25 protein-coding genes are annotated in these 23625 nt (G+C 47.3%); 2 read left to right on the forward strand and 23 right to left on the reverse strand.

Going from position 1 to position 23625, the window contains the following annotated elements; genetic code table 11:
• Positions 1 to 24: 24 nt before the first annotated feature.
• The 18 genes from NSQ39_RS11975 to rpsU form a co-directional block, all read right to left on the reverse strand.
• A complete protein-coding gene (locus NSQ39_RS11975) occupies positions 25 to 663 on the reverse strand; it encodes a helix-turn-helix transcriptional regulator (RefSeq protein ID WP_046130046.1) in 639 nt (212 codons plus the stop codon).
• 193 nt (positions 664 to 856) lie between these two features.
• Positions 857 to 2896, reverse strand: coding sequence for a glycine--tRNA ligase subunit beta (gene glyS, locus NSQ39_RS11980; protein WP_175077008.1), 2040 nt, complete (start codon positions 2894 to 2896; stop codon positions 857 to 859).
• On the reverse strand, positions 2889 to 3776 hold the full coding sequence (gene glyQ / locus NSQ39_RS11985) for a glycine--tRNA ligase subunit alpha (protein WP_175077007.1): 888 nt from the start codon (positions 3774 to 3776) through the stop codon (positions 2889 to 2891). The genes glyS and glyQ overlap by 8 nt, the downstream gene beginning before the upstream one ends.
• A 352-nt stretch (positions 3777 to 4128) precedes the next feature.
• Positions 4129 to 4899: a DNA repair protein RecO gene (recO, locus tag NSQ39_RS11990; RefSeq protein WP_175077006.1), complete on the reverse strand. Its 771-nt coding sequence runs from the start codon at positions 4897 to 4899 to the stop codon at positions 4129 to 4131.
• Between the two features lie 40 nt (positions 4900 to 4939).
• On the reverse strand, positions 4940 to 5083 hold the full coding sequence (locus NSQ39_RS11995; RefSeq protein WP_065894752.1) for a YqzL family protein: 144 nt from the start codon (positions 5081 to 5083) through the stop codon (positions 4940 to 4942).
• A 161-nt stretch (positions 5084 to 5244) separates the two neighbouring features.
• Entirely contained in the window at positions 5245 to 6150 is a 906-nt protein-coding gene (era, locus tag NSQ39_RS12000; RefSeq protein WP_175077005.1) for a GTPase Era, read from the reverse strand.
• The gene (locus tag NSQ39_RS12005) at positions 6131 to 6541 is read right to left on the reverse strand and encodes a cytidine deaminase (RefSeq protein ID WP_046130030.1); all 411 of its coding nucleotides are present in this window, start codon (positions 6539 to 6541) and stop codon (positions 6131 to 6133) included. The genes era and NSQ39_RS12005 overlap by 20 nt, the downstream gene beginning before the upstream one ends.
• Before the next feature lie 138 nt (positions 6542 to 6679).
• Complete coding sequence (locus NSQ39_RS12010) at positions 6680 to 7060, reverse strand: diacylglycerol kinase family protein (RefSeq protein WP_175077004.1); 381 nt, start codon at positions 7058 to 7060, stop codon at positions 6680 to 6682.
• Positions 7038 to 7514, reverse strand: a complete 477-nt coding sequence (gene ybeY / locus NSQ39_RS12015) for an rRNA maturation RNase YbeY (RefSeq protein WP_048355483.1) — start codon at positions 7512 to 7514, stop codon at positions 7038 to 7040. Before ybeY ends, NSQ39_RS12010 begins: the two co-directional genes overlap by 23 nt.
• Complete coding sequence (locus tag NSQ39_RS12020; protein ID WP_236809844.1) at positions 7511 to 9565, reverse strand: HD family phosphohydrolase; 2055 nt, start codon at positions 9563 to 9565, stop codon at positions 7511 to 7513. The genes ybeY and NSQ39_RS12020 overlap by 4 nt, the downstream gene beginning before the upstream one ends.
• A gap of 163 nt (positions 9566 to 9728) precedes the next feature.
• On the reverse strand, positions 9729 to 10688 hold the full coding sequence (locus tag NSQ39_RS12025; RefSeq protein ID WP_046130034.1) for a PhoH family protein: 960 nt from the start codon (positions 10686 to 10688) through the stop codon (positions 9729 to 9731).
• Positions 10685 to 11881, reverse strand: coding sequence for a sporulation protein YqfD (gene yqfD, locus NSQ39_RS12030; protein ID WP_175077002.1), 1197 nt, complete (start codon positions 11879 to 11881; stop codon positions 10685 to 10687). Before yqfD ends, NSQ39_RS12025 begins: the two co-directional genes overlap by 4 nt.
• A gap of 16 nt (positions 11882 to 11897) precedes the next feature.
• Positions 11898 to 12179 carry a sporulation protein YqfC gene (yqfC, locus tag NSQ39_RS12035; protein WP_046130036.1) on the reverse strand — a complete coding sequence of 94 codons (282 nt, stop codon included), beginning with the start codon at positions 12177 to 12179 and terminating at the stop codon, positions 11898 to 11900.
• A gap of 63 nt (positions 12180 to 12242) precedes the next feature.
• A complete protein-coding gene (locus tag NSQ39_RS12040; RefSeq protein WP_046130047.1) occupies positions 12243 to 12680 on the reverse strand; it encodes a hypothetical protein in 438 nt (145 codons plus the stop codon).
• A 41-nt stretch (positions 12681 to 12721) separates the two neighbouring features.
• Entirely contained in the window at positions 12722 to 13714 is a 993-nt protein-coding gene (gene floA, locus NSQ39_RS12045; RefSeq protein WP_046130037.1) for a flotillin-like protein FloA, read from the reverse strand.
• Positions 13715 to 13739: 25 nt separating this feature from the next.
• Positions 13740 to 15059: an NfeD family protein gene (locus tag NSQ39_RS12050; protein WP_216899490.1), complete on the reverse strand. Its 1320-nt coding sequence runs from the start codon at positions 15057 to 15059 to the stop codon at positions 13740 to 13742.
• A 139-nt stretch (positions 15060 to 15198) separates the two neighbouring features.
• Positions 15199 to 15645: a GatB/YqeY domain-containing protein gene (locus NSQ39_RS12055; protein WP_046130039.1), complete on the reverse strand. Its 447-nt coding sequence runs from the start codon at positions 15643 to 15645 to the stop codon at positions 15199 to 15201.
• Between the two features lie 14 nt (positions 15646 to 15659).
• Positions 15660 to 15833: a 30S ribosomal protein S21 gene (gene rpsU / locus NSQ39_RS12060; protein ID WP_003183654.1), complete on the reverse strand. Its 174-nt coding sequence runs from the start codon at positions 15831 to 15833 to the stop codon at positions 15660 to 15662.
• Between the two features lie 184 nt (positions 15834 to 16017).
• On the opposite strand from rpsU, the gene NSQ39_RS12065 reads away from it, so the two are divergent.
• On the forward strand, positions 16018 to 16947 hold the full coding sequence (locus tag NSQ39_RS12065) for a Na/Pi symporter (protein WP_175077000.1): 930 nt from the start codon (positions 16018 to 16020) through the stop codon (positions 16945 to 16947).
• A 36-nt stretch (positions 16948 to 16983) separates the two neighbouring features.
• Positions 16984 to 17505 carry a GNAT family N-acetyltransferase gene (locus NSQ39_RS12070; protein WP_175076999.1) on the forward strand — a complete coding sequence of 174 codons (522 nt, stop codon included), beginning with the start codon at positions 16984 to 16986 and terminating at the stop codon, positions 17503 to 17505.
• Between the two features lie 68 nt (positions 17506 to 17573).
• On the opposite strand, the gene NSQ39_RS12075 is transcribed toward NSQ39_RS12070, so the two are convergent.
• The 5 genes from NSQ39_RS12075 to dnaJ form a co-directional block, all read right to left on the reverse strand.
• Positions 17574 to 19129, reverse strand: a protein-coding gene (locus tag NSQ39_RS12075; RefSeq protein WP_231947364.1) for an IS3 family transposase whose coding sequence is annotated in 2 segments (ribosomal slippage) — positions 17574 to 18472 and positions 18472 to 19129 — 1557 coding nt in all. Because the reading frame shifts where the segments join, the coding sequence is not laid out codon by codon here.
• A gap of 97 nt (positions 19130 to 19226) precedes the next feature.
• Positions 19227 to 20582, reverse strand: a complete 1356-nt coding sequence (gene mtaB, locus NSQ39_RS12080) for a tRNA (N(6)-L-threonylcarbamoyladenosine(37)-C(2))-methylthiotransferase MtaB (RefSeq protein ID WP_046131781.1) — start codon at positions 20580 to 20582, stop codon at positions 19227 to 19229.
• 2 nt (positions 20583 to 20584) lie between these two features.
• Positions 20585 to 21352: a 16S rRNA (uracil(1498)-N(3))-methyltransferase gene (locus NSQ39_RS12085; protein WP_046131780.1), complete on the reverse strand. Its 768-nt coding sequence runs from the start codon at positions 21350 to 21352 to the stop codon at positions 20585 to 20587.
• Positions 21353 to 21376: 24 nt separating this feature from the next.
• On the reverse strand, positions 21377 to 22312 hold the full coding sequence (gene prmA / locus NSQ39_RS12090; protein WP_046131779.1) for a 50S ribosomal protein L11 methyltransferase: 936 nt from the start codon (positions 22310 to 22312) through the stop codon (positions 21377 to 21379).
• Positions 22313 to 22335: 23 nt separating this feature from the next.
• Entirely contained in the window at positions 22336 to 23463 is a 1128-nt protein-coding gene (dnaJ, locus tag NSQ39_RS12095) for a molecular chaperone DnaJ (RefSeq protein WP_046131778.1), read from the reverse strand.
• Between the last annotated feature and the right edge of the window lie 162 nt (positions 23464 to 23625).

Raw genomic sequence — 23625 nt, forward strand, 5'->3', positions numbered from 1 at the left:
ATATCCCCCCATTGGTTTTTCACTCTACATGATTTCATTTTCAGATAAGCCGACAAGGATTTTTGTCATGTTTGTCTTCGTGATTCTTCCCACTACTTCAAAGCCCTTTTCCGTATCTTTTACAACGGGCAATGCGTCAATTTGTTTTTCAATGAGCGTTTTGGCGACGTCCAAAATGAAATCTTCGCGCCTGCATATCGTAATGTTAGGCATTCTTGTCATAATGATATGGACGGGTATAGAAGGGAGCTCCTGTTTGCCGATGCTTGCCCTGAGCAAATCTTTGCGTGAAAGTACACCGACTAAGATGGCGTTATCATCAACAACAAAAAGCGTTCCTACGTCTTCTAAGAACATCGTACAGATCGCATCATAGACGGAAACATTTTCGTGAATCACCACCGGAATCGACTGAAAGTCTTTCACCTGCAGCTTTTTCAGCTTATCAGCCAAAAGCTGGGTGCCTGTCTTGCCCGTATAAAAATAACCGACCCTCGGCCGCGCTTCTAAAAAACCGGACATCGTTAATATCGCCAAATCCGGCCTGAGGGTAGCCCTTGTCAAATTCAGCTTTTCGGCTATATGCTCCCCGGTTATCGGGCCGTTCTCCTTGACAATCTGCAAAATATGCTCCTGACGTTTATTTAGTTCGATCGTACTCACCACCTTTAAGCTGAAGCTCACGATTCGTTCAATATGTATAAACAGTCGATAACATATTATAACGCATAAAGGCGCAAAAATAACAGCAATTACATTTGAACTCTATGAAAAAGGCAGTATTATTTTGACAAATACGAAAAAATTTTGGCAAAAAGACGGCTGCCCGCATATGCGGCAACCGTCATCTGTCCGTTTATTTTACAATGATGTCATTGATGTTTGCAAAACTCCGGATCAGTTTCGCCAAATTTGCCATTTGCGCTAAGCGGTTTTCTTTTAATCTTTCATCGTCGGCGTGAACCATCGTATGGTCGAAGTAAGCTTCGATCGGCGCTTTCAGCTTGGAAAGCTCGTCAAAGGCTCCTTCATAATCTTTTGCTTCGTAAAGGTCCGCGATTTTCCGTTTCGTTTCTTCATATGCCTGAAACAGCTCGGATTCTTGCGGATTTTCGAACAGCGATGCGTCAATGGCAGCAGCTTCGCTTTTTTTGCTGATCGAAATGACCCTTGCCAGCGCCTCAGCCGTTTCTTTGAATTCCGGTTTTGCGGCCTGCGCTTCGAGTACGGCGGCTTTTTTAAGGGCTGAATACGGTTCAAGCTCTGTGCTTTCAAGGACGGCGTCTGTCACGTCGTATCGGATGTTTTCCCCGGTCAGCACATATTTAAGCCGCTGTTTGAAGAAATCGAGCAGCTCGCTGTTTTCTTTCAATTCTGTAAAGGAAATCAGCTTTTCAAACGAAATTCCCCAGTTCCGGTCAATCAGGATCTGGACGATTCCGCTCGCCTGCCTTCTCAAGCCGTACGGGTCCTGGGAGCCTGTCGGAATCACGCCGATTTTGAAGAACGAAGCGACGGTGTCAAGCTTGTCGGCTAATGCAACGACGGCGCCGACAAGAGTTGAAGGTGTCTCGCCGCCGGCCTGTCTCGGCATGTAATGCTCGTTAACGGCGCGCGCGACTTCTTCGTTTTCGCCGAGCATCCGCGCGTATTTTTCGCCCATGATTCCTTGAAGTTCAGGGAATTCATAGACCATCTGCGTAACCAAATCAAATTTGGAAATGTGCGCCGCACGGTCGATCAGCTTCGCTGTTTCATCGTCAGCGCCGATTTCCTGTGCGATCCGCCCGGCTATTGCCGCAGACCGTCTCACCTTGTCTCCAAGTGAGCCAAGCTCTTCATGGAAGACGATCTTCTCAAGTTTTTTCACATTTTCCTCAATGTCTAATTTTTGGTCTTCCTTGTAGAAGAAAGCGGCATCTGAAAGGCGCGCCCTTAACACCTTTTCGTTTCCCTTTGCAACGTTTTCCAGCGCCCGGTCGTTTCCGTTCCGCACCGTTACAAAGAACGGAAGCAGTGCACCTGTTTCATCTTTGACAGGGAAATAGCGCTGATGCTCTCTCATCGTTGTGACGAGAACCTCTTCAGGAATCGCCAGAAAATCCTCTTCAAACGAGCCGAACAAAACGGTCGGATATTCAACGAGATGGTTGACTTCATCGAGTAAATCTTCGTCTCTTGGAATGTTCCACGATTTTTCGGCAGCCAATTTGTCAAGCTGCTCTGTAATGAGCTGCTTGCGCTTTTGTGGATCGGCGATGACGAATTGGCTTTCCAGCTTCTCCTCGTATTCTTTCGGCGCGTTCAGCTCGACCGCTTCTCCGAGGAAACGGTGCCCCTCCGAGATTCGGCCGCTTTCGACATGTGCGACCGAAAAAGGAACGACCTCGCTGCCGAATAAAGCGACAATCCATTTAATCGGCCGGATGTATTTTAGCTCTTCGTTGCCCCAGCGCATATTTTTCGGGAAGTGCAGTCTCGTCACCAAATCGTGCAGCTCAGGCAGCAGCGAGACGGTGTCCTGTCCCTTTTGGAATTTTTGCACGAATACGTATTCCGTCCCTTTTACGTCTTTCACGTATAAATCTTCCGGACTTGCGCCTTGCCCTCTTGAAAAGCCGATCGCGGCTTTCGTCCATTCGCCGTTTTCGTCAATGGCGATTTTTTTGGCAGGCCCTTTGGCTTCTTCTTTTATATCATCCTGCTTTTCGGCTGTGTTTTCCACAAGGACTGCAAGTCTTCTCGGCGAGTTAAAAAGCCGGATATTGCCGTGCGCGATGTTTTTGTCTTTCAGCCAGCTTTCGATTTTTTCACCCAATTGCGTCATGCTGTCGTGCATGAACCGCGCCGGCATTTCTTCTAATCCGATTTCTAACAGCAAATCTTTATTACTCATTGGATGCCTCTTCCTCCTTCAGCATTGGAAAGCCCAGCTTTTCGCGTTCGTTGTAATACGTTTTCGCCACTTTTCTGGCAAGGTTTCTGACCCGCGCAATATACCCGGTCCGTTCTGTTACGGAAATGGCTCCTTTTGCATCTAGCAAATTGAAGGTGTGCGAGCATTTCAGGACATAGTCATATGCCGGATGGACGAGCCCTTGATCCATTTGACGGTTCGCTTCTTTTTCATATGTGGCAAACAAGTCAAACAGCATATCTACGTCAGACGTTTCAAACGTATATACGGAATGCTCGTATTCAGCCATCATGAATAAGTCTCTTATCGTATAGCCTTTGGTCCATTCCAAATCGAATACGTTTTCTTTGTCTTGAATATATGAGGCAAGCCGTTCAATACCGTATGTGATTTCAACTGAAACCGGTTTGCATTCGAGCCCCCCGACTTGCTGAAAATAGGTGAACTGGGTGATTTCCATGCCATCCAGCCATACTTCCCAGCCAAGACCTGCACATCCGAGCGACGGGTTTTCCCAGTTGTCCTCGACAAATCTGATGTCATGTTCCAGCGGATCAATCCCGAGCGCCTTTAAGGAATCCAGATACAGCTCCTGAATGTTGTCCGGCGACGGTTTGATGATGACCTGGAACTGATGGTGCTGATACAGCCTGTTTGGGTTCTCGCCGTATCTGCCGTCAGCAGGACGTCTTGACGGTTCTACGTACGCAACCTTCCACGGTTCCGGTCCGAGGCTCCGTAAAAATGTATAAGGGCTCATCGTCCCCGCGCCTTTTTCCACATCATACGACTGCAGAAGAACACAGCCTTCGTTAGACCAATGCTTTTGCAGCGTCAAAATCATTTCTTGAATATTCAAATGAAGCACCTCCACAAACGTGTTTTTCAAATTCACCAAGCGGCATAGGGAAAACTGGGCAGAAAAAAACTCCCGTCCCTATGCTTGTTTTTTGACAAACATAGGGACGAGAGTTCTCCCGCGGTTCCACCCTATTTGCTGCAAGCCTGATCGCCTGCAAGCCTCTTTTTTAAAAGCTGCTCAAGGAATGCCTTTCATTACGCTCTCATCCCCGGCTTTCACCGTCCCGGAGTCGCTCTCATGAGGTGGCGCAACTACTTCTTTCCGTCAACGCAGCGTCATTATTGAAACTGATTTGGGCACACAGCCCGTACTCTATATGACATGATCTTATAAAAAGATGAAGAGGTTGTCAACTTTTGTTTTCGTTGCCGAGCATTTTTTTCATATTGTCCATCTGCTCCATAAAGCGGCGCGATTTGAGAAAAATCCCCGAGTACTCGTCATAGTAAAGCTGGATAACCCTCTTCAGCTCTTCCTTCGTTTCCCGTTTGACCGATACATTCCCGAGCCTTGACAAATCAAAATAAAAAAGCAGCCTCAAGAGCCTGGCGGAAGCGGGTGACAGCGGGATCCTGTAAGGGTCTTTCGCGAAACAGCGATGGCAGATGAAGCCGTTGTCACGGATTGAGAAATGGAATGTTCCGTCTTTGCTTTTGCAGTGGACACATTCATCAAGCTCCGGATAAAGGCCCATCACGCCGAGCATTTTGACTTCGATCAGGTTGGTGATGATGTCCGGATCCGTGCCTTCATTCAGCCTTCTCATCGACTGAAGAAGCAGTTCGAATAAAAACGGGTTCGGTTTCTTTTCATCTGTTCCTTTGTCCATCAATTCGACGATATAAGCGGCATGCGCCGTTAAGAAAAGGTCCTCCCGGATATTCCGCATGCTTTCGAGCATCTCGCCCTGCTCAAGCGCACCGAGCCCGGATGATTTCCGAAACAAAAACGAAGCATAAAGAAAGGGCTGGGAAATGGCGGACAAGCGGCTGTTCGGCTTTTTAGCCCCCCTGGCCAGCACGCCGATTTTCCCATGTTCCCTTGTCATGATTGTCAATATTTTATTGGTTTCACCGTAATCGTTGGTACGAAGGACGATACCTTCACATTTCGTCAGCATATGAGCACCATCCAAAAAATTTGGAGGGATACAATCAAGATTACAAAATTGGAAAGTCAGGTTGCGCTAGCTCTTCTTCAAGTACATCGGGTCTTTCCAGGTTCTCCTTTTCCAGTTCTTTAAAAAGGAGGTACGTATCAACGTTTCCTGTTTGTGAAAATACATTCCAAGTAAAATTCAGCATAAAAAGCCCCACCTTTCTGTTTATAACTAGCTTTTTCAACATCCAAATTCTTAAGCTTATCTTGACCTCGCATCCTCCATTTCATGTTAAACAATTTTTACTAATATCGCTTTGATTTCGAGAGATTTTGTAACGACTATACCCCGGTCAAGTTCGGTCCTTTAATACTCGTCTTCCTTAAATCCAAAATCACGAAGCTGAGACATCTTGTTACGCCAATCCTTCTGGACTTTGACCCAAAGCTCCAAATAAACCGAGGAGCCGAGCAAAGCTTCGATGTCGGCCCTTGCCCGTTTGCCGACTTCCTTCAGCAGGCTGCCCCTTTTCCCGATGACAATTCCTTTTTGCGAATCGCGTTCAACGACGATCGTCGCGCTCACGTATACAGAACCTTTTTCCCTTTCTTTAATGGAATCGATCGTTACCGCAATGCTGTGAGGGATCTCTTCCCTTGTCAGATGCAGCACTTTTTCCCGAATCAGCTCAGAAATGATAAAACGCTCTGGATGATCCGTCACCTGGTCACTCGGGTAAAACTGCGGACCTTCCGGCAAATAATGTTCGATTTGCTTTAGAAGAGTATCAATATTATTTCCCTCAAGGGCGGAAATCGGAATGATCTCTTTAAACGGGTATCTGGCCCTGTATTCATCAATGAGCAGAAGCAGGTCATCCGGATGAATCTGATCGATTTTATTGACGACCAAAAACACCGGAGTCGTTAACCCTTTCAGGCGTTCGATGATAAATTCGTCGCCTTTGCCGTAGCCTTCCGCCGCATTAATCATGAACAAAATCATGTCGACTTCTTTCAAGGTATTCTGTGCAACCTTCATCATGAAGTCGCCCAGTTTGTGCTTTGGCTTGTGAATGCCCGGCGTATCGATAAAAATGGTTTGCGAGGTGTCAGTCGTCAAGACCCCTTGCACTTTGTTTCTCGTCGTCTGCGGCTTATCGCTCATGATCGCAATTTTTTGGCCGATCACGCGATTCAAAAAAGTAGATTTCCCTACATTTGGGCGTCCGATTATGGACACGAATCCTGATTTAAAGCTTTCCTTTGTCATGTAAATCCTCCGATGAAAATGCTCCTGGCAGTAATTCTTGAACAGTCGTTTCTTCAACTTGGCCTTTAAGATTGGTCAAAATGACGGGCATGTTTTTTGAGCACAGTTCGGCTATAACCTGCCTGCACGCTCCGCACGGCGATACCGGGCGCGGCGTGTCTGCTGCAACCGCAAGCATTTTGAAGGCTTTGTCCCCTTCAGAATAAGCCTTGAACAATGCCGTCCTCTCGGCACAATTGCACAGGCTGTACGCGGCATTTTCGATATTGCAGCCTTTATACACCTTGCCGTCCTCTGTCAGGAGGGCAGCGCCGACTTTGAACTTTGAATACGGAACGTATGCCAATTCCCTTGCTTTTAGTGCCTCTCTAATCAGCTCTTGTTTAGTCAATGTATGAATTCCTTCCCATAGCGGTTATGGTACCGCTAACACTTTTATTTTACATAAAAATGGCTCCTTTTTCACGCCCAAAATCAAAAATGTAAATTTTTTGTAAGAATCTCTTACGTCAGGCGGAAAAAGCGATTGTTAAAACAGCTTTGACAAAAAGATGAGTAATCCAATGATACACGAAACAGCAGCAAAGACGCAAACCGCCCCTGCCGCCGCATCTTTTGCGGCTTTCGCCAGCGGATGGCTCTTCTTCGTGATCAAATCGACAGCATGCTCAACGGCGGTGTTCATAAGCTCCAAAGCGAGCATTCCGCCGATAAGGATGAACATAACGGCCCATTCCAATACGGACAGCCTGAAGACGAAGCCGCAGACGATCACGATGACTGCGGCTCCCGTGTGTATTTTAAAATTGCGCTCGGACATGAACGTCTTGATAATTCCGGCGAAGGCGTGTGAAAAGCTTTTTTTCAGCCGGATCCATTCGTTCGGTTTAAGAGGATCTTGTGAGCCCATATTTGTTCAAGAGTTCCTTCTGTTTCGTGAACATCTCTTTTTCTTCTTCATCTGTCATATGGTCATATCCGAGCAAATGAAGAAAGCCGTGTACGCTTAAGAATCCGAGCTCCCTCATCAGCGAATGGCCGTATTCCCCGGCCTGCTCCTCTGCTTTATCGATACTGATGATAATATCGCCGAGGACTGGCGGCATTTCGGCTCCGATAATCTCGACCTCTCCCTCTCCGTCTTCTTCAAGGGCGAACGAGATGACGTCGGTCGGGTAATCTTTTCCGCGGTATTCTTTATTGATCTTCTGTATTTCCTCGTTTGTCACGATCGTTACGGATACTTCCGCCTGATCGGCGACGCCTTCTTCTTTCGCCGCAAATTGAAGAAGCTTTTCAATTTCCTCAAGCTGTCCCTCTGTGAGACGGCCGGTTTCGTCTGAGATATCGAGAATTAAACTCATGAGTGTTTCACCTTCTGTTTTGGATTAGCCTCCGGATATTCGATCCGGGAATGGAAAATGCCTTTTAACGTTTCACAAAGCGTCTTCGCTATCGTGTTAAGTTCTTTAAGAGTCAGATCGCATTCATCGAACTGCCCGTCCTGCAGCTTATCCGAAATGATGCCGCGCACGAGCTTTTCGATCCGCTCAGGGTTCGGATTGTGCATCGACCGCACGGCGGCTTCCACGCTGTCGGCCATCGAAATGATCGCCGCTTCCCTCGATTGCGGTTTTGGGCCCGGATAGCGGAATTCTTCCTCTGTGGTCTGATCCCCTTTTTCTTTCGCCTTATAGTAGAAAAATTTCAGCAGGGACGTGCCGTGATGCTGCTCTGCAATATCGACCAATTCCTTCGGCATCTTGTGTTTTTTCAGCATCTCCGCTCCGTCTGTCGCATGCGCAATAATGATGTTTTTGCTCAGCTGCGGAGACAGCTTGTCATGCGGATTGTCGATATTCATTTGATTTTCTATAAAATATTGGGGCCGCTTCGTCTTTCCGATGTCATGATAGTAAGCGCCGACCCTTGCCAAGAGGCCGTTTGCCCCGACCGCTTCACAGGCTGCCTCTGACAGATTGGCGACCATGACGCTGTGATGATACGTTCCAGGCGTTTCTGTCAAAATTTTGCGGAGCAGCGGGTGGTTCGGGTTTGAAAGCTCGATGAGCTTCATCGTCGATAATATGCCGAAGCCGCTTTCGAAAAACGGCATAAAGCCGAGAACAAGAACGGAAGACCCGATACCGGAAACCAATCCCATCACGAGATACGTGCCTACTTCCCAGCCGGATTGCGCCGTATTTTGGATCAATTGCAGGGCAAACATGACGACAATGTTCACAAATGATACAAACAGCCCCGCCTGAAGGATCTTCGATCTAGCATGATGCTTTCCTAAAAACAGTATACCCGCGATCGCACTAATCAAAAAGTAGGTTCCGATTCCGTAATTGAATGTCCCTGTGACGCCCTGGTTAAACATAATGCTTCCGCAGATCGAAAGGATCATGCTTGCAAGAATCGCCAGCCGTTCGTTAATTAAAAGCTTGATCAGCATGACGCCCATCGCGACCGGAACCAGGTATCCGATATGGCTGAACTCAAGCTCCTGAAAGAGGCTGATGACCTCCATGACGATCAAAACGACCGCCGTAATCAATGTAAACAGCAGCAGCGATTTATTTTTCGGCTGCCGGCTGCCGTGCTGTTTTTCAAAATAGTAACTGAGAGCGGCGATAAACAGCCCGATCAAAAGCAGCAGTCCGCCGATCGGTTTGTATACGTTGGCCCCGCTTAACAATCCGGTTAATTGGAGCTTCCGGTACACTTCCCTGTCGATCAGCTGATTTTCCTCGACGAGGATCTGTCCCTGTTTAATCTGAACCGGCTGGATGCTGTCCGCCGCCTCCTGACGCTTCTGCTCCGTTTTCTCAGGGTCATAGACATAATTGGGGATAATCGCGAAGCGGCCGATTTCATTGGCGGCACTTCTCAATTTCGAAGGAACCGAGTTGCCCTTCAGTTCTTTCGTGACTTTTTCCTTGGCTTCGTCAAGCTTCCCGGCCGAAATTTCTTCGCTCATCACATCGTTGACAGCGGTGATGACGGAATCCCGGGTCATCGAAAGCTCACCGTCGCTTGCCTTCAAAAGGCTTTTAACCGAATCCCTTGACAAAAAATCCGTTACATCGGAGGTCAGTTTGTCTTCGGCAGATTTAATCTGTTCTTCTTCAGACGGTGCACCTTTGTCTTTTTTCTCCTTTTCGGCGCTCTCCTTTTTTACTTCCTTGATGGTGTCAAATATCGATGAAACGAGATCTACCCTGTTGTCGGAATACTCCTTTTTCAAGGTGTATTGATCGTGAACTTCTTCCCTGGCTTCTTGTTTTTTGACGGCTGTTGCTTTTTGGTCTTCTACCGTAGCCGGGGCGTAAATCGTATTGTCGCTTATCGAAAATAGATCCAAATCAAGCGATTGGGGCCTGACATGGAAAAAGAGCAACACAAACATGAGCGCAGAAATTGCCGCATAGAGCAAGACGGGAAGGGATCGTCCGTTTTTTACGCGGATGAGCCGGTCTTTTTCGTTCCTTTTTTTCTTCTTCAAAAAAAGCACCTCTTTTCCGGCAGGGAACTAAAAAATGACCCGATAGCGGGCGATCGGGCCATTTCGATTATTTTGTCTTTTCGTATGCTTCAATAATTTTGGCGACCAGCGGATGTCTGACCACATCTGTCTGATCCAGCTCAACGAAGGAAATCCCGTCGATATCATAAAGCATGCTTTTTGCGACGGCAAGACCCGATGTGACTCCCTTCGGCAAGTCGATTTGCGTGATGTCGCCTGTAATGACCATTTTAGAGCCAAAACCCAATCTCGTCAAAAACATTTTCATTTGTGCAGGCGTCGTGTTTTGCGCTTCGTCCAAAATAACAAAAGCGTCATCAAGCGTCCTTCCCCTCATGTAGGCGAGCGGCGCAACTTCAATGGTTCCCCTTTCAAGGAGCCTTGCCGTATGATCCGTGCCGAGTACATCGTGAAGGGCGTCATACAAGGGTCTTAAATAAGGATCGACTTTTTCTTTCAAGTCGCCCGGCAAAAAGCCGAGGCTCTCTCCTGCTTCAACAGCCGGCCTAGTCAGAATGATTTTTTGGATGTGTCCGTTTTTCAATTCATGGACTGCTTTTACGACGGCCAGGTAGGTTTTGCCCGTTCCGGCAGGCCCGATGCCAAAGATGAGATCATGCCGCTTCATGGCGGCGATATATTCCCTTTGGCCGATCGTTTTGGCCCTGATCGGCTTACCTTTGGCATTTTTCGTAATTTCTTCTTCATACATGTTTTCAAAAAACTCAAGCTTGTGCTTTTTCGCCATCTTGATCGCATATGAGACATCCCGTTCGGATATTTCAATTCCTTTGCGGATCAGATTCAAGAGCGAAGCGAGCAGACTGTCCACGATGTGAAAGGTTTCTTCATCACCTGTAACATACACCGTTTCACCCCGCGTCACAATCGAAATGTTCAGCTCTTCCTCCATGATCTTCAGATGCGAATCCTGATTTCCAAACAGCGCCTGAGCTTCATTCGGACTTTCCAATTGCTGATTAATCGCAAGTAAGTGTTCTGTCATTCTTTAGTCTCCTGAACAATTGGTGTTGTTTGAACAATGTCTTCAATAACCTGGTAAAGGATGATCAATTTAACTTTACCATTCTCACTCGTTTCGTGCAAAACTTTTTCACCGATTACGTCTCCATCTTCGCCGATTTTTTTCCGGACGTCTTTTTTGCCCATTTCGATCCCTTCCCGGACCGCTTCTTTTTTCGTATATACCCGTTTGACCTGTTCTGTTTCCCGCGTCATTTCCTTTTCATATGACAGGGGAAGCTTGAATGTCAGGAAATGAAGCGGATGTTTTTGAATCTCGGTTTTCGGGCGGGCAAGCTCTTCTTCTTTAAACGAAAAGCCCCAAAACGGTATGGACATTGACCCGATGGCAAGCTTGTGCCTTGTCCTTACTTTACCCGTAAAAACGTCAAATGATGTCTCAAGGGGGACGGTCACCGTTGATTTGTACCACGTTTCACCGTAGATTTTCCCCTTTGCCCCGACTTTTTGCCGTTCCTCCTCGCTGCCGATCAAACCGGAAACAAGCATTTGCCCCTTGTCGACATGCTCATTGACCGTGACGAGCGGCTCGCCTTTTTCTACGAACATTTTGGCGATGGTCGCCCTTTTTTTGGCGACGATATGGTGCGGTCCGCTTAACTTTTCTTTTTCCGGTTCATTTTTTTCAACCACTTTCATATGGAGGGCTGTCCCGTTCAGTTCGATTCCGACCCATGTAATGTTCTCAACGCCCTTTGTGAGAGACTGCTGGATTTTTTCCCGTGTCGGCATTAAAAATTGCAAACGCCCTTTTTTCACGCCGATTTCATCAAGCTGCTGCCTGATGAGATGCTCGGTTTCCGGTTTGGCGCCTGAAATGTCCACCTTCCACAGCATGTTGGAGAGGAGGAACATCACGACGAAAAAGGCGGCAATGCCGAGCGTAAACCCGCTGTTATGCTTCGATTTCTGAATCACAAAGGGAAAGCCCTTCCGCCTTGTAAACCGGCATTTGCAGTCAAAACGCCTGATGATCCTCCGAAAGGCATGTACATCAGAAAGCAGAATATAAAGAAAGACAGAGTCTTTCTTTTTTTTCACATCGAACAGCGGAATGCCCTGCCTTGTACATTCGTTTAATAAACGCTCGATCCCCATTCCGGTGACTTCAAGCTGTATCTTACCTGAAAAAAAAGAAAGCCATTTATTCTTCACGCCTCTTCCCCCTGACTTATGAATCAATATAGCGTACGAGCTCAATCGTGCCTTCCAGCAATATCTCCTCAGGCAAAATCGTTTTAATGACGAAGTCTTTGCCCTGAATGATGCACTGTCCCTGCTTCAGCATCAGCCGAACTTCCCGGTCGCTGAAAAGCAGGAGTCCTCTGTGGTTCTCGATATATATGTGAAGTCTTCCGATCATCGTAATCCGCGGAAGATCCATCATGACGTCGGGGGGGATTTCCAATGTTTTCGTCAGCCACGCTCTGATGCGGTTTTTTCTTTGCGCCATAAAAAAAGAACCCCCTTTCATCTCATATGTATGAGTGAAAAAGGGGTTCTAATACTTTTAATTTTAAGGTCGGCGCCTCATTGTGTGGTGAGGCTTTCGGGAACGGGGAGGACCCAGTACCTCGCTGAGCACGATCCCTTGAACTACCGTGTTTTGATTCAGCTCGATCACGTGTTGTGCGGGTTTCGGCGGACGGCCGCTTTGCTTTTTCAATGCCCGTTCAACGGCGGGCATCGACCGCTCGACATCGGTTTTGATTCTCTCAAGCTCGCGCACCATGTCGGTGCTTTTTTGCGCTGCAGCCGGCTGTGCCGCGGCTTTCCCGGTTGTCTTCTGCCGTTTTTCCGCATTCTTCGGTGCTTCCGTTTTTGGCCGTTCAGGCGTTTTTTTGCGTTTAGCCTCTTCGTTGTCATCATTTTTTCCCAACTTGTTGAAAATGAGAGAAATGACTCCGAGGATAACGGCCATGATGATCGGATTGTCTACAATGATATCCAGTATATCCTGCAAATTAGCTCCCTCCTGTTCATTCGGGGCTTTGTTTATTTATGATCCTCGTCAGACTGGTCTTTCGTCAGCTTCCCGAAGGAATCGCGCATCTCCGTGTCCGCATCGATGTTCTTCATATTGAGGTAATCCATGACGCCGATCTTGCCGCTGCGGAGGGCTTCAGACATGGCAAGCGGCACTTCCGCTTCGGCCTCAACCACTTTGGCGCGCATCTCTTCGACTTTGGCGCGCATTTCCTGTTCCTGGGCAACGGCCATCGCACGGCGCTCTTCCGCTTTTGCCTGTGCGATGTTTTTATCGGCTTCAGCCTGGTCGGTCTGAAGAATGGCTCCGATGTTTTTGCCGATGTCCACATCAGCAATGTCGATCGAAAGGATCTCAAATGCAGTACCCGAGTCCAGGCCTTTGCTCAGTACGGTTTGGGAAATCATATCCGGATTTTCGAGCACTTTTTTATGGTCATCTGACGAACCGATCGTCGATACGATCCCTTCGCCTACGCGGGCGATGATCGTTTCCTCGCCGGCTCCCCCGACAAGGCGGTCGATGTTCGCGCGCACCGTAATTCTCGCTTTTGCCTTTACCTCGATTCCGTCCATCGCCACACCCGCGATAAACGGCGTTTCGATCACTTTCGGGTTAACGCTCATCTGAACCGCTTCAAGAACGTCGCGGCCTGCCAAATCAATCGCCGCACATCTGGCAAACGTCAATTCGATGTTCGCCCGGTGGGCCGCAATCAGCGCGTTGACAACCCTGTCAACATTTCCTCCGGCAAGATAGTGGCTTTCAAGCTGATTATTGGAAACATCCAATCCGGCTTTGTGCGCCTTGATCAACGGATTGACGACACGGCTCGGAATAACGCGGCGAAGCCTCATTCCGATCAGCGTGAAGATGCTGATTTTCACTCCTGCGGCCAAAGCCGAGATCCACAGCATTACAGGAACGAATGTAAAGAAAACGGCCAGTAGGATGACCCCTGCTGCGATTAATGCTAAAAGTAATAAAGTTGACGGATCCATAATGTTCCTCCTTCAAATTATAGGTTTATATTTCTCTCACGACGATCCGTGAGCCTTCCACTTTCATCACTTTGACTTTTTTGTCTTTTTCGGTAAACGAACCATCCGATACGACGTCAAGCCGTTCATCGTCAATGATGACCGTACCTGCCGGCCTGAGCGGTGTTTGTGTGACGCCGATTTTTCCGATTAAATCGTGGCGGGTCACATTTGAGACATATCCGCTTTCCGTACTCGTTGAATCGGTTAAGATGAATTTCTTAAAAAATTTCATACGCTTTCCCAACACTTTCGTCAATAAAATGGATGCCGCTATCGAAACAGCAGTTGCGATCAAAATGGAGACGGCCATGACCTTAAAGCTTCCAGAGGCTAAAAAGAGGCTGGCGACGACGGCGATAACGCCGATAATCCCTGCTATTCCGCCCGGCAGAAAAAGTTCTAAGATAATGAACACAATTCCGGCGATAAAAAGAAGAAGTGTTTCCATTCCGGCAAGCCCTGCCACAAGATGGCCGTAGAAAAAGAGCATGAGCGCCGAAAGACCCATGAACCCCGGTATTCCAAAGCCCGGAGAATACAGCTCGACAATCAGTCCGAGACTTCCAATCGACAAAAGAATCGGAATAACAATCGGATGAGTGAGAAACCGCGCCACCTTTTCGGCGAAGCTGACCTCACCGTACTGGACCTTGGCATCTTCCAGGTTCAGTTTTTTCAATAGGTCATCAAGGTTTTGGGCGGTTCCTTCCGAGTACCCGACATCGAGCGCCTTGTCAGGACTCAAAGTCAAAAGCTTCCCCTTCGGCGCACCGGCTTCTTTGGCGTCGACGTCTGCATCGGCCATCGCGAGCGCGTATTTCGGATCACGGCCGTTTTTTTTCGCCGCATCCTCCATTTCCGCCAGCCACAAAGATTCGGATTTTTTATCCGCTGCATTTCCGTTTGTGTCGATGATCGCTGCTGCCCCCATTTTTCCGCCGGGCGCCATGTAGATATCATCAGCATTTAAGGCAAGGTACGCGCCCGCCGAAAGAGCCCTTCTGTTGACATAAGCGGTCACCGGAATGGCGGAGTTATGTATCGTATCGGCCATTTCAAGAGCAGCATCAACGGCTCCGCCCGGGGTATTGATATCAAGTATAATATGCTTGGCATTCATATCTTCGGCTTCCTGAAAGGACCGCTCAAGAAATTTAGAAAGTCCCTTTTCCACCGTTTCTTCGATAGGGATTACGTATACCGTGTCTCCAGATGCTTTTGCGGTCAAATGAACCCCTATTAATAAGGATAAAACAAAGCAGCAGGCAAGGGCAACTAAAATTCGCAATTTATTCAGCAGCAAGGACTTCGATCCCTCCTTCCCTGATGATCATAATTTACATACGTTACAAATGTATCAAAGGTTTCAATTTCTTATCTATTTTATGATCGTACACCAAAAAAGACACCTTTCAGAAAATGAGAGGTGTCTTTGCTTTCTTTTAAGACAGTTGTTTGCTGACAAGCTTATTGACGAGGCTGCCGTCGGCTTTTCCTTTCACCTTCGGCATGATCGCGCTCATCACTTTGCCCATGTCCGCTTTTGAAGAAGCGCCGACTTCGGCAATCGTTTCATTGACGATGCCGAGCAGCTCGTCTTCTGAGAGCTGTTCGGGCATATAAGCTTCCAAAATGTCTAACTCTTTTTGAACTTTATCTACTAAATCTGAACGATTAGCGTTTGAAAATTCATGGAGGGAGTCTTTACGCTGTTTTAATTCACGAGAAAGAACAGTCAGTTCTTCATCTTCGGTCAGCCTGTCTTTCTTAAGCTTGATTGCTTCGTTTTGAAGCGAAGCCTTCACCATTCGAACGACAGTCAGTTTGTCTTTCTCACGGTTTTTCATATAGAGCTTCATATCTTGATTCAGACGCTCAAGAAGACTCATAAATCCACCCTCTTTTAGTATTTGCGCTTTCTGGCAGCTTCAGACTTTTTCTTGCGTCTTACGCTAGGTTTTTCATAAAATTCACGCTTTCTTGCTTCTTGCAAAGTACCTGTCTTTGATACACTGCGTTTGAAGCGACGAAGAGCATCTTCAAGCGATTCGTTTTTTCTAACGACCGTTTTTGACATTCTCTTTCCCTCCCTCCGAATACACCAATCGACTGCTTGTAAAAAGACATACATTGAAACATGTACTTTGACATTATAATATAAGCCTTCGGTAAGGTCAACCAAACGAGATTGTTTTATTGTTAGTCATCATTCAGGCGGCTTGTCTGTATACATTTACAAAGGAGGCTAATGCGAAAATCTGATGATGATGTTTATCTTGTTTGTGTTTTTGATCGTTCTTTTTCTCGCCGGCATGAGCATGCTGAGACGGGGTCTGATTTCGCTGGCATTTGAAGAAATTGAAAAACGGCTGCTTTTTTTTACGGATCACCCTCTAAAAGCTTTTCTCGTCAGCATCGTATTTACGGGGATCTTGCAAAGCAGCTCCGCGTTCATGGTGATTGTCATCGGATTTGTCAGCGTGGGCGCCCTCTCGTTTAAACGTTCGATTCCGCTCATTTTAGGGACGAACATCGGCTCTACATTCACGACGGAATTTTTAGCTGTGAAGCTGGAATTTTTGGTTGTTTTTCTTTTTGCTCTGGGAGCGCTCCTTTTGATCACAAGAAAATCCCCTTTTCAAAATGCGGGGATGAGCATGATCGGTTTAGGCGTGATTTTTTTCTGCATCAACGGATTCAGCCGCCTTGCCGTGCCGTTGTCGCGCCTCGAATCGGGCGCATATATCGTACATCTTGTCGAACATTCCACAATCCATGCTTTTATGATCGGGACGGTGCTCACCGCCATCATCCATTCGAGCTCCGCCTGTATCGGCATCCTGATGAGCTTCATGGATCAGGGGGTTATCGGACTGACCGAGGCGATGAGCGTTGTGCTCGGCTCTAACATCGGGACATGCATCACGGCCGTCATGGCTTCTGTTAAAGGCGGCACTGCCGCCAGGCAAACGGCTTATGCCCATGTTGTGTTTAACCTGATCGGGGCGGCGGCCGTTTATCCTGCGCTTTCATCCATAACCGGTTTGATTTCAGGCCTGTCCGAGAGCCCGGCTCAGCAGATCGCCCATTTCAGCCTGTTATTTAACGTTGTCACAGCCGTTCTTTTTTTGCCCCTGACCAATGTTTTTCATTCGTTTATTATGTTTCTGATCCCAAACCGAAACCGCTAATGATGATATAGTTTAGTAAAAAGGCGGTGAGAAAAAATGTCCAGCAGGCGTGTGAAAATAAGAAAAGCTGTTTCAGCCGATGCTAAAGGAATCGCCCGGGTACATGTCGACAGCTGGAAAACGACGTATGCCGATATCGTTCCGGACGAATACTTGCAGAATCTCGCATATGAAAAGCAGGAACAGTTATGGGTCAACAACATCCCTCAGGGCGGTGTGTACGTCGCAGAAAACGGCGACGGGGAAATCGTCGGGTTTTCATCCGGGGGTGCAGAAAGAAGCGGCAAATACAGCGGGTATGACGGGGAGTTATATTCCATTTATATTTTAAAAGAGCATCAAGGACAGGGTATTGGAAGAGCTCTTTTTAAACCGGTCATTGATGAACTAAAAAGAATGCGTATCGGCTCTATGATTGTTCTTGTCTTGGAAGAAAATGCATCCCGACAATTTTATGAGGCGCTCGGCGGTCAAAAAATAGATGCTGTCGAAGTCGAGATTGGGGGAAGGAAACTTTCTGAACTTGTGTACGGCTGGGAAGATATTCGAAACATCTAGGTTCTCTCCGCCAATGGATACAATGATCTGCACCCTGTCAAGTAGACAGTGGAAATAACTAAAACACACTAGACGGCTTTAGCCCTGTATTCCACTGGGCTGAGGCCGTTTAGTTTTTCTTGTAGACGATCGTGGTTGTAAAAGTGGATATATTCATCAATTGCGCTTTGAAGTGCCTCAAATGTCTCGTACGAATTCCGTCTGTATTTCTCGCATTTTAATTTCCCCCAAAACGACTCAATGGGGCCGTTATCAATACAGCGGCCGACGCGGGACATACTCTGTGTCATATTTGCGTTTTCAATCATCCTTCTAAACTGGTGGGACGTGTATTGAAAACCTCTGTCGCTGTGAAGGAGAGGACGTGCGTTTGGGGCTGCCTCAAGCGCTTGGTTCAAGGTTTTAAACACAAGGGCGTTATTATTGGATTTCCCCAGCACATAAGACACGACCATTCCCTCATGAAGATCTAAAATGGCACTGAGGTACGCTTTCCGATGGCCGTATTTTAGCTCTGTCACATCAGTCACCCATTTTTGATTTGGTTTGTCCGCTTTAAACTCTCGATTCAGGATATTTTCGGACACATGTTGAGGCGTCGCTTTGCCGTAACGTTTTTTCTTCCGCCGAATGACACACTCCAGCTTGGCAATTTTCATCAGCCGATAGATGCGCTTATGATTGAGGCGCTCTTTAAAGCGGCGGTTCATGTTTAAGGTCATTCTGCGGTATCCGTAGATACCGCCAATTTGTTCGTGAAGTAGCGCCATTTTGGCGATAATCTTTTCATTCTGTTTTTCTCTCGCTGAAGGTACTCGGCTCCTCCATTTGTAATACCCCTGGCGCGAAACTTCGGCAATCTCACATAACATTTGGACAGAAAAGCCTTCTTTTCGATTCAGCTCTAAAATGGCGAGATATCGATCTTCGTACCGAACCTGACTTAGAACCGCCTCCTTTTGATCTCTTCCAACTTTTTTAAGAACGCATTCTCTGCGCGCAAACGCTCATTTTCCTGTTCCAGCCGTTTGTTTTCCCGTTGAATTTTTTCTTCAGGTGTCAGTTCTTCTTCGGTTTTGCGTTTCCCTCGGTTGTCTTTTAAGGCCTCTTCTCCGCCTTCTTGATACTTTTTCACCCATTGATACACCTGTTGGTAGGAGACTTGATGAATCTCCATTGATCTGGCGTAGTCCTTTCCATGAGCTAGACAATCCTTCGCAATCTCAATCCGTTCTTCCAATGAAACGTTCTTCCGTTTGGTCATCAAACGATTCCTTCCTCTCCCGCTGTCTTTTAACGTTTTATGACCATTATAAAGCTCAACCCACTTCATGAGTACGGATTTACTGGAAATCTTATATTTTCTCGAGATTTCTCTTTGAGAGTAGCGTCCGGATAAGAAGTCTTTCACGGCATTGTATTTTAATTCTGCGGGATAGAACTTATGGCGCTTTGAACGTTCCAAACTCTCCACACCCGCCATATCATGCGATGTTCTCCATTCACGAATCGTTTCGGCATGAATGCCATATTTTTCTGCGATCTCCTTCACCGAATTATTGCCCTGATCACATTCTGATAGAATATTCAATTTTTCTTCTTTTGAAAACCATTTTCCAGCCATGAAAAAACTCCCCCAAGGCAAACAGATTTTTTTATTTCATCTGTCTACCTTTAGGGGAGCATATCAACCTTGTTGGCGAACCGGCTTTTTCAAACATTTAAGATGAAAGACGCATGCTTTCTGGAACGTCTTCGTCCACGATGCGGACGAACTGTCCTTTATTATACGGATAGCCCGCTTCTGCGATTTTCACTTTCACAAGCTGTCCGATCAAGTCTTCAGATCCTTCGAATACAACTTTCATATAATTGTCGGTATAGCCGACATATAAGTTGTCTTCACCCGTTTCCGTAAACCGCTCCTCAGGAATGATCTCGAGAACCTCTCCTTCGTAGTCTGACGCATATTCTTTTGCGAGCTGGTCTGACAGGGCAATCAATTTGTGAACCCGTTCGTTTTTCACGTTTTCGTCAACCTGATTGTCCATGCGCGCGGCAGGGGTACCCGTCCGCTTGCTGTACGGGAAGACGTGGAGCTCTGAAAATTTGTGTTCTTTAATGAAGTTATACGTCTCCATGAACTCTTCTTCCGTTTCCCCCGGAAAACCGACGATGACGTCAGATGTGACCGCAAGTCCAGGGAGTGCTTTTTTAAGTTTTGTTAAACGGTCTGCGAAAAATTCCATCGTATATTTTCTTCTCATTCGTTTCAGCACGCTGTTGGAACCCGACTGAAGCGGAATGTGCAAGTGTCTGACGATTTTGTCGGAGCTGTCGAGCACTTCGATGACTTCATCGGTAATCTGGCTTGCTTCAATGGATGAGATGCGGATTCTTTTCAGGCCTTTTACACGGCTGTCCAATTCTCTTAAAAGCTGTGCAAAGTTGTAATCTTTCATATCTTCTCCGTACCCGCCGGTATGAATTCCGGTCAGGACGATTTCTTTATAGCCTGCATCGACAAGCTGCTGCGCCTGGCGGATGACTTCTTCCGGATCACGGGAGCGGAGAAGGCCGCGCGCCCACGGAATGATGCAGAACGTGCAGAAATTGTTGCAGCCTTCCTGAATCTTCAAAGAAGCACGCGTCCGGTCGGTAAACGCCGGAACGTCAAGCTCTTCAAACACCCTGGCTTTCATGATGTTGCCGACGCCGTTGATCGGCTGCCTTTCTTCTTTGTATTGCTCGATATATCCAAGCATTTTTTCGCGGTCCTGTGTACCGACGACGATGTCTACTCCGGGGATCGCCATGACTTCCGCAGGTGAAGTCTGAGCATAGCAGCCGGTTACGCAAATAACGGCGTCGGGATTGTGACGGATCGCCCGTCTGATCACCTGGCGGCTTTTTTTATCGCCTGTATTTGTGACAGTGCATGTATTAATGACGTATACGTCAGCTCTCGTTTCAAATTCTTTTCTTTCATAGCCGGCTTCTTTAAAAAGCTGCCAGATCGCTTCAGTTTCATAATGGTTGACCTTGCAGCCTAGGGTATGAAATGCAACGGTTGCCATTGTTATTCACCTCTTAGTAACTCTGTATGATAGGAAACTGCCGCTAAAGCGTAAAGCGGCGCGGTTTCCGCCCTTAAAATGCGGGGACCGAGCCCGCAGGCGAGAGCGCCTTTTTCCTTGAGCGCTTCGATTTCGCCTTCTGAAAAGCCGCCTTCCGGACCAAACACCATTAGCAGGGAAGAACCTTCCGGCAGATCTTTAATCACAGACTGAAACCCGCTGTTTTCTCCTTGTTTCGATGACTCTTCGTATGCAACGACACATTTATCGAAGCTTGGAAGGCTTTCAAGCAAGCCTTGAAACGTATGGACGCGCTCCACTTCGGGAATTTTGTTTCTGTGGGACTGTTCCGCAGCTTCCTTGGCGATTTTCGCCCACCTTTCCCGTTTTTTCTTCGCCTTTTTTTCGTCGAGCTTGACGACTGACCGCGACGCTGCAAAAGGCAAAAACGAGCTGGCGCCGAGCTCTGTGCCTTTTTGAATGATCCATTCGAGCTTATCGCCTTTCGGGAGGCCGTTTGCGATGTGGACGCGAATCGGGAGCTCGCGATTTTTCCCTGTCCAGTCCACAACGCTTAAATTAACCTCTTCTTTTGACAAAGATTCGATTCGGCATTCGGCTTCATGGCCGTCCTTTGCACAGCACACGACATGGTCGCCGGGCGACATTCTCATCACATTTGCGATATGGTGGACGTCCTCTCCTTTGATGACGATGGCGGAAGATGCTGCGATCTCTTGTTTTGTTTGTTCGATAAAATATCGTTGCATACGCTTTTAGACACCTACTAACGATTATTTTTTGGCGATGATGCTGACCCAGTCCTCCATTGACAGCACTTCAATGATCGTGAATCCTTCTTTTAGAAGAGCGTCTTTGACTTCCTGCTTTTTCTGCTGGATGATTCCCGACGTGATAAAGTAGCCATCTTGTTTCAGCAGGCTGTAGGCTTGCTTTGTGAAACGAAGTATGACCTCGGCTAAAATATTGGCGACGATGACGTCTTTTTCTCCCGCGACTCCGTCGAGCAGGTTGTTTTGCTTGATCTCGATGCGATCGCTGACTTTATTGAGCTTGGAATTCAGACGGGCGCTTTCGACGGCCACCGGATCAAGGTCGTACGCCTCTACCCGGTCAGCGCGGAGCATGGCGGAAGCGATGCTCAAAATGCCCGTTCCCGTACCGACGTCCACGACCGAATCTCCTTCTTTTACATACCTCTCAAGCGCCTGTATGCAAAGGACCGTCGTCGGATGCGTGCCTGTTCCGAATGCCATGCCCGGATCCATCTCGATGATCAGCTCATCCGTATGAACCGGCGTATACTCTTCCCATGTCGGAACAATCGTAAATTTCTCGGAAATCTTAACGGGATGATAATATTTTTTCCAGGCTGTCGCCCATTCTTCTTCATTCACTTCACTGATGGTAATTTTATTTCTTCCAAGGTCAATATCATAGAGCAGAAGGTTGTTAATCGTTTCCTTGATTCCTTCTACGGTTTCTCCCAAAAAGCTGTTGATCGGGAGATACGCTTTGATAATGACCCCTTCATCAGGGTAATCATTGGGGTCGAGCTGGTAGATTTCTCCGTACACATTCTCACGTTCTTTTGTTAAATCAAGCGGATCTTCAATTACCACTCCACTCGCACCGGCTTCATGCAAAATATTTGAGATGGGCTCCACCGCTTCATTTGTCGTGTGAATGCAAATTTCGGACCATTTCATACTACCAACTCCTCATCCAATCATTAATCACCTTTAAAGGCGCGTTTTACTTTGTCAAAAAAACTCATTTCCTGTTCATCCGGCACATTTCCGCTCACTTCTGCGAACTCGCGGAGAATGTTTTTCTGGGCTTCCGTTAAATTGGTCGGCGTGACCACACGGACGACAATGTGCTGATCGCCTTGACCATATCCGCGGACATTTTGCACGCCTTTTCCTTTTAAGCGGAACTTTGTACCCGTTTGCGTTCCTGCGGGAACCTTTAATTTCACTTTTCCGTAAAGAGTGGGCACTTCGATTTCGTCCCCGAGCGCAGCCTGTGCGAAGGTCAAAGGCATCTCGCAGTAAATGTCATCTCCGTCGCGCTCGAAAAATTCGTGCTCGCGAACGCGGAAAACGACGAATAAGTCACCAGACGGTCCGCCGTTTATGCCTGGTTCACCCTGTCCGGCGACCCGAAGCTGCTGGCCGTCATCCACGCCTGCCGGAATGGTGACATTGATTTTTTTGCGTTTTTTCACTTTTCCTGTGCCGCCGCACGTTGAACACTTATGCTTAATTTGCTTTCCGGTACCGTTGCAATAATGACAAACTCTTCGGTTGACGACTTTGCCGAAAGGTGTCGACTGCTCCATGTTCAGCTGGCCAGACCCTCCGCAGTGTGAGCAAGTTTCCGGTTTTGTTCCCGGTTTTGCACCTGAGCCGTGGCATGTTTCACACGTTTCCTCGCGCGGGATTTCGATCGTCGTCTCTTTTCCGAAAGCAGCTTCTTCAAAGGACAATGTCATCGTATATTGCAGGTCTGCTCCCTGCCGCGGGGCATTCGGGTCTCTTCTCCGTGTGCCGCCTCCGAATATGCTTGAGAAAATATCGTCAAAACCGAAGCCGCCGAAGTCGCCTCCGCCGAAACCTCCGCCGCCGAATCCCTGATTTGGATCGGTATGGCCGAATTGGTCGTAGTGCGAACGTTTTTGATCATCGGAAAGCGTTTCGTATGCTTCCTTGACTTCTTTGAATTTATCAGCCGCTCCTGCTTCTTTGTTAATATCCGGGTGATATTTTTTGGAAAGCTTGCGGTAAGCTTTTTTTATCTCATCTTTTGAAGCGCTCTTACTTACCCCAAGCACCTCATAGTAATCACGCTTACTCATCTCTTCACACTCCCGATTTTCTCACATAAATTAGATTGTATCATTTCAAATTATGTTTTTTCAATTCCTTTTGTCCTTAAGGAAGAAAAAAGTCAAAGTCAAGAGATCCTGACTTTGACTTTTATCGTCATGTGCCATGCTTAGGCAATACCCGCACAGCCG

Source organism: Bacillus sp. FSL W8-0848 (assembly GCF_038007805.1).
Lineage (GTDB): Bacteria > Bacillota > Bacilli > Bacillales > Bacillaceae > Bacillus > Bacillus glycinifermentans.